Source organism: Cytobacillus massiliigabonensis, from assembly GCF_900199725.1.
GTDB lineage: Bacteria > Bacillota > Bacilli > Bacillales > Cytobacillaceae > Cytobacillus > Cytobacillus massiliigabonensis.
Map to the genome: position 1 here is coordinate 65,001 of NZ_LT904903.1, position 5,908 is coordinate 70,908.

Here is a 5,908-nt window from a genome sequence, read left to right on the forward strand (position 1 = left end):
CCATGGTAAGGAAGAGGTCAGCGGTTCGAGCCCGCTTGGGAGCTTACCATAATAAATTTATATATGGCCCCTTGGTCAAGCGGTTAAGACACCGCCCTTTCACGGCGGTAACACGGGTTCGAATCCCGTAGGGGTCACCATTAATCGGAGGATTAGCTCAGCTGGGAGAGCACCTGCCTTACAAGCAGGGGGTCGGCGGTTCGATCCCGTCATCCTCCACCATCATTTTATTATGCCGGCCTAGCTCAATTGGTAGAGCAACTGACTTGTAATCAGTAGGTTGGGGGTTCAAGTCCTCTGGCCGGCATGTTTTTAGTTTTGAGCCATTAGCTCAGTCGGTAGAGCATCTGACTTTTAATCAGAGGGTCGAAGGTTCGAGTCCTTCATGGCTCACCATTTAAATAATGCGGGTGTGGCGGAACTGGCAGACGCACTAGACTTAGGATCTAGCGCCGCAAGGCGTGGGGGTTCGACTCCCTTCACCCGCATCATTTTATCTGCGGAAGTAGTTCAGTGGTAGAACACCACCTTGCCAAGGTGGGGGTCGCGGGTTCGAATCCCGTCTTCCGCTCCAATTACTTGCCGGGGTGGCGGAACTGGCAGACGCACAGGACTTAAAATCCTGCGGTAGGTGACTACCGTACCGGTTCGATTCCGGTCCTCGGCACCATATTTTAATTAGCGCCCGTAGCTCAATTGGATAGAGCGTCTGACTACGGATCAGAAGGTTATGGGTTCGACTCCTTTCGGGCGCGCCATTTAAAAACGGGAAGTAGCTCAGCTTGGTAGAGCACTTGGTTTGGGACCAAGGGGTCGCAGGTTCGAATCCTGTCTTCCCGACCATTCATATCTAATGGGGCCTTAGCTCAGCTGGGAGAGCGCCTGCCTTGCACGCAGGAGGTCAGCGGTTCGATCCCGCTAGGCTCCACCATAACATTTAAAAAGTTATTGACTTAACATTTTAAATGTAGTAATGTTTTAAAGTCGCCTTGAGTGACGAAGAAATAAAAATATTGCTCTTTGAAAACTGAACGAACAAAAACGTCAACGTTTATTATTTTTAGTCTTTTATCAAAAAGACATTTATGAGCTAATCAACTCACAATTTATTGGAGAGTTTGATCCTGGCTCAGGACGAACGCTGGCGGCGTGCCTAATACATGCAAGTCGAGCGAACTTGCGGGAGCTTGCTCCCAAAAGTTAGCGGCGGACGGGTGAGTAACACGTGGGCAACCTGCCTGTAAGACTGGGATAACTTCGGGAAACCGGAGCTAATACCGGATAATTCTTTTCCTCACATGCGGAAAAGCTGAAAGATGGCTCCGGCTATCACTTACAGATGGGCCCGCGGCGCATTAGCTAGTTGGTGAGGTAACGGCTCACCAAGGCGACGATGCGTAGCCGACCTGAGAGGGTGATCGGCCACACTGGGACTGAGACACGGCCCAGACTCCTACGGGAGGCAGCAGTAGGGAATCTTCCGCAATGGACGAAAGTCTGACGGAGCAACGCCGCGTGAGTGATGAAGGTTTTCGGATCGTAAAACTCTGTTGTTAGGGAAGAACAAGTACCGTTCGAATAGGGCGGTACCTTGACGGTACCTAACCAGAAAGCCACGGCTAACTACGTGCCAGCAGCCGCGGTAATACGTAGGTGGCAAGCGTTGTCCGGAATTATTGGGCGTAAAGCGCGCGCAGGCGGTCTTTTAAGTCTGATGTGAAAGCCCCCGGCTCAACCGGGGAGGGTCATTGGAAACTGGGAGACTTGAGTGCAGAAGAGGAGAGTGGAATTCCACGTGTAGCGGTGAAATGCGTAGAGATGTGGAGGAACACCAGTGGCGAAGGCGACTCTCTGGTCTGTAACTGACGCTGAGGCGCGAAAGCGTGGGGAGCGAACAGGATTAGATACCCTGGTAGTCCACGCCGTAAACGATGAGTGCTAAGTGTTAGAGGGTTTCCGCCCTTTAGTGCTGCAGCAAACGCATTAAGCACTCCGCCTGGGGAGTACGGCCGCAAGGCTGAAACTCAAAGGAATTGACGGGGGCCCGCACAAGCGGTGGAGCATGTGGTTTAATTCGAAGCAACGCGAAGAACCTTACCAGGTCTTGACATCCTCTGACAATCCTAGAGATAGGACTTTCCCCTTCGGGGGACAGAGTGACAGGTGGTGCATGGTTGTCGTCAGCTCGTGTCGTGAGATGTTGGGTTAAGTCCCGCAACGAGCGCAACCCTTGATCTTAGTTGCCAGCATTCAGTTGGGCACTCTAAGGTGACTGCCGGTGACAAACCGGAGGAAGGTGGGGATGACGTCAAATCATCATGCCCCTTATGACCTGGGCTACACACGTGCTACAATGGATGGTACAAAGGGCTGCAAGACCGCGAGGTTTAGCCAATCCCATAAAACCATTCTCAGTTCGGATTGCAGGCTGCAACTCGCCTGCATGAAGCCGGAATCGCTAGTAATCGCGGATCAGCATGCCGCGGTGAATACGTTCCCGGGCCTTGTACACACCGCCCGTCACACCACGAGAGTTTGTAACACCCGAAGTCGGTGGGGTAACCGCAAGGAGCCAGCCGCCTAAGGTGGGACAGATGATTGGGGTGAAGTCGTAACAAGGTAGCCGTATCGGAAGGTGCGGCTGGATCACCTCCTTTCTAAGGATGAAATGAAGTCTAACTTCATTAAAAGACGTTTCATTGTTCGTTCAGTTTTGAGAGAGCAATTCTCTCATATAAGTTTGTTCTTTGAAAACTAGATAATGTATATAAAGAAGAATAACCGAGTAATCGCCATCTTAGTTTTCTCTTATGGAAGTTTTAGTTTTAAAACGAAATAAGAGCACAAACCATGAGGGCAACAAGCAGCGAGAAGATCAAGGAAGCGACCGAACGGCACCGGAGCGTACTCAGTACGTGAGGAGCGGAGTGAGAGAGCTGACTCAGAGATTCGAAGCTGATTGTTGACCGAAGTAGGTTAAGTTAGAAAGGGCGCACGGTGAATGCCTAGGCACTAGGAGCCGATGAAGGACGGGACTAACACCGATATGCTTCGGGGAGCTGTAAGTAAGCTTTGATCCGGAGATTTCCGAATGGGGGAACCCTCTATCCGTAATGGGATAGAATCTTTACCTGAATACATAGGGTAATGAAGGCAGACCCGGGGAACTGAAACATCTAAGTACCCGGAGGAAGAGAAAGCAAACGCGATTCCCTGAGTAGCGGCGAGCGAAACGGGATTAGCCCAAACCAAGAGGCTTGCCTCTTGGGGTTGTAGGACACTCTACACGGAGTTACAAAGGAACGAGGTAAATGAACAGGTCTGGAAAGGCCGGCCAGAGAAGGTAAAAGCCCTGTAGTTGAAACTTCGTTCCCTCCAGAGTGGATCCTGAGTACGGCGGGACACGAGAAATCCCGTCGGAAGCAGGGAGGACCATCTCCCAAGGCTAAATACTCCCTAGTGACCGATAGTGAACCAGTACCGTGAGGGAAAGGTGAAAAGCACCCCGGAAGGGGAGTGAAAGAGATCCTGAAACCGTGTGCCTACAAGTAGTTAGAGCCCGTTAATGGGTGATAGCGTGCCTTTTGTAGAATGAACCGGCGAGTTACGATTACATGCGAGGTTAAGTTGAATAGACGGAGCCGCAGCGAAAGCGAGTCTGAATAGGGCGAATGAGTATGTGGTCGTAGACCCGAAACCAGGTGATCTACCCATGTCCAGGTTGAAGTTCAGGTAACACTGAATGGAGGACCGAACCCACGCACGTTGAAAAGTGCGGGGATGAGGTGTGGGTAGCGGAGAAATTCCAATCGAACTTGGAGATAGCTGGTTCTCTCCGAAATAGCTTTAGGGCTAGCCTCATGTAGAAAGAGTCTTGGAGGTAGAGCACTGTTTGGACTAGGGGCCCCCATCGGGTTACCGAATTCAGACAAACTCCGAATGCCAAAGACTTATCCATGGGAGTCAGACTGCGAGTGATAAGATCCGTAGTCAAGAGGGAAACAGCCCAGACCACCAGCTAAGGTCCCAAAGTATACGTTAAGTGGAAAAGGATGTGGAGTTGCTTAGACAACCAGGATGTTGGCTTAGAAGCAGCCACCATTTAAAGAGTGCGTAATAGCTCACTGGTCGAGTGACTCTGCGCCGAAAATGTACCGGGGCTAAACGTATCACCGAAGCTGTGGATGGACATCTACCGATGTCCGTGGTAGGAGAGCGTTCTAAGGGCGTTGAAGCTAGACCGCAAGGACTGGTGGAGCGCTTAGAAGTGAGAATGCCGGTATGAGTAGCGAAAGATGGGTGAGAATCCCATCCACCGAATGCCTAAGGTTTCCTGAGGAAGGCTCGTCCGCTCAGGGTTAGTCGGGACCTAAGCCGAGGCTGAAAAGCGTAGGCGATGGACAACAGGTTGATATTCCTGTACCACCAAACTCCGTTTGAGCAATGGGGGGACGCAGGAGGATAGGGTAAGCGCACTGCTGGATATGTGCGTCTAAGCAGTTAGGCTGCAAGCGAGGAAAATCCCGTTTGCGTGAAGGCTGAGCTGTGACAGCGAGGGAAATATAGTACCGAAGTTCCTGATTCCACACTGCCAAGAAAAGCCTCTAGCGAGGATAAGGTGCCCGTACCGCAAACCGACACAGGTAGGCGAGGAGAGAATCCTAAGGTGAGCGAGAGAACTCTCGTTAAGGAACTCGGCAAAATGACCCCGTAACTTCGGGAGAAGGGGTGCTCTTTGGGGTGTTAAAGCCTCGAAGAGCCGCAGTGAATAGGCCCAGGCGACTGTTTAGCAAAAACACAGGTCTCTGCGAAGCCGCAAGGCGAAGTATAGGGGCTGACGCCTGCCCGGTGCTGGAAGGTTAAGAGGAGGGGTTAGCTCACGCGAAGCTCTGAATTGAAGCCCCAGTAAACGGCGGCCGTAACTATAACGGTCCTAAGGTAGCGAAATTCCTTGTCGGGTAAGTTCCGACCCGCACGAAAGGCGTAACGATCTGGGCACTGTCTCAACGAGAGACTCGGTGAAATTATAGTACCTGTGAAGATGCAGGTTACCCGCGACAGGACGGAAAGACCCCGTGGAGCTTTACTGTAGCCTGATATTGAATTTCGGTACAGCTTGTACAGGATAGGTAGGAGCCTTGGAAGCCGGAGCGCCAGCTTCGGTGGAGGCATCGGTGGGATACTACCCTGGCTGTATTGAAATTCTAACCCATGCCCCTGATCGGGGCAGGAGACAGTGTCAGGTGGGCAGTTTGACTGGGGCGGTCGCCTCCTAAAAAGTAACGGAGGCGCCCAAAGGTTCCCTCAGAATGGTTGGAAATCATTCGAAGAGTGTAAAGGCATAAGGGAGCTTGACTGCGAGACCTACAAGTCGAGCAGGGACGAAAGTCGGGCTTAGTGATCCGGTGGTTCCGCATGGAAGGGCCATCGCTCAACGGATAAAAGCTACCCCGGGGATAACAGGCTTATCTCCCCCAAGAGTCCACATCGACGGGGAGGTTTGGCACCTCGATGTCGGCTCATCGCATCCTGGGGCTGTAGTCGGTCCCAAGGGTTGGGCTGTTCGCCCATTAAAGCGGTACGCGAGCTGGGTTCAGAACGTCGTGAGACAGTTCGGTCCCTATCCGTCGTGGGCGCAGGAAATTTGAGAGGAGCTGTCCTTAGTACGAGAGGACCGGGATGGACGCACCGCTGGTGTACCAGTTGTTCTGCCAAGAGCATCGCTGGGTAGCTATGTGCGGAAGGGATAAGTGCTGAAAGCATCTAAGCATGAAGCCCCCCTCGAGATGAGATTTCCCATAGCGTCAAGCTAGTAAGACCCCTGAAAGATGATCAGGTTGATAGGTTTGAGGTGGAAGCGTGGTGACACGTGGAGCTGACAAATACTAATCGGTCGAGGACTTAACCA

The 5,908-nt window shown here is 52.0% G+C and carries 11 tRNA genes and 2 rRNA genes (1 of these 13 running past the window's edge); all 13 read left to right on the top strand.

Annotated elements, in window-relative coordinates:
- Positions 1-44 (top strand) — tRNA-Thr (locus C1726_RS06375); it begins 29 nt to the left of the window's first position.
- Between the two features lie 21 nt (positions 45-65).
- Positions 66-140, top strand: a tRNA-Glu gene (locus C1726_RS06380).
- Between the two features lie 6 nt (positions 141-146).
- Positions 147-222: transfer RNA gene (locus C1726_RS06385), tRNA-Val, on the top strand.
- A gap of 12 nt (positions 223-234) precedes the next feature.
- Positions 235-307 (top strand) — tRNA-Thr (locus tag C1726_RS06390).
- Positions 308-320: 13 nt separating this feature from the next.
- Positions 321-396: transfer RNA gene (locus C1726_RS06395), tRNA-Lys, on the top strand.
- Positions 397-406: 10 nt separating this feature from the next.
- A tRNA-Leu gene (locus C1726_RS06400) sits at positions 407-488 on the top strand.
- An 11-nt stretch (positions 489-499) separates the two neighbouring features.
- A tRNA-Gly gene (locus tag C1726_RS06405) sits at positions 500-574 on the top strand.
- A gap of 7 nt (positions 575-581) precedes the next feature.
- Positions 582-670, top strand: a tRNA-Leu gene (locus C1726_RS06410).
- An 11-nt stretch (positions 671-681) separates the two neighbouring features.
- Positions 682-758 (top strand) — tRNA-Arg (locus C1726_RS06415).
- A gap of 8 nt (positions 759-766) precedes the next feature.
- A tRNA-Pro gene (locus C1726_RS06420) sits at positions 767-843 on the top strand.
- 12 nt (positions 844-855) lie between these two features.
- Positions 856-931 (top strand) — tRNA-Ala (locus C1726_RS06425).
- 175 nt (positions 932-1,106) lie between these two features.
- A 16S ribosomal RNA gene (locus C1726_RS06430) occupies positions 1,107-2,657 on the top strand.
- A gap of 317 nt (positions 2,658-2,974) precedes the next feature.
- A 23S ribosomal RNA gene (locus tag C1726_RS06435) occupies positions 2,975-5,908 on the top strand.
- The 16S and 23S rRNA genes sit together here with 11 tRNA genes alongside, the layout of an rRNA operon.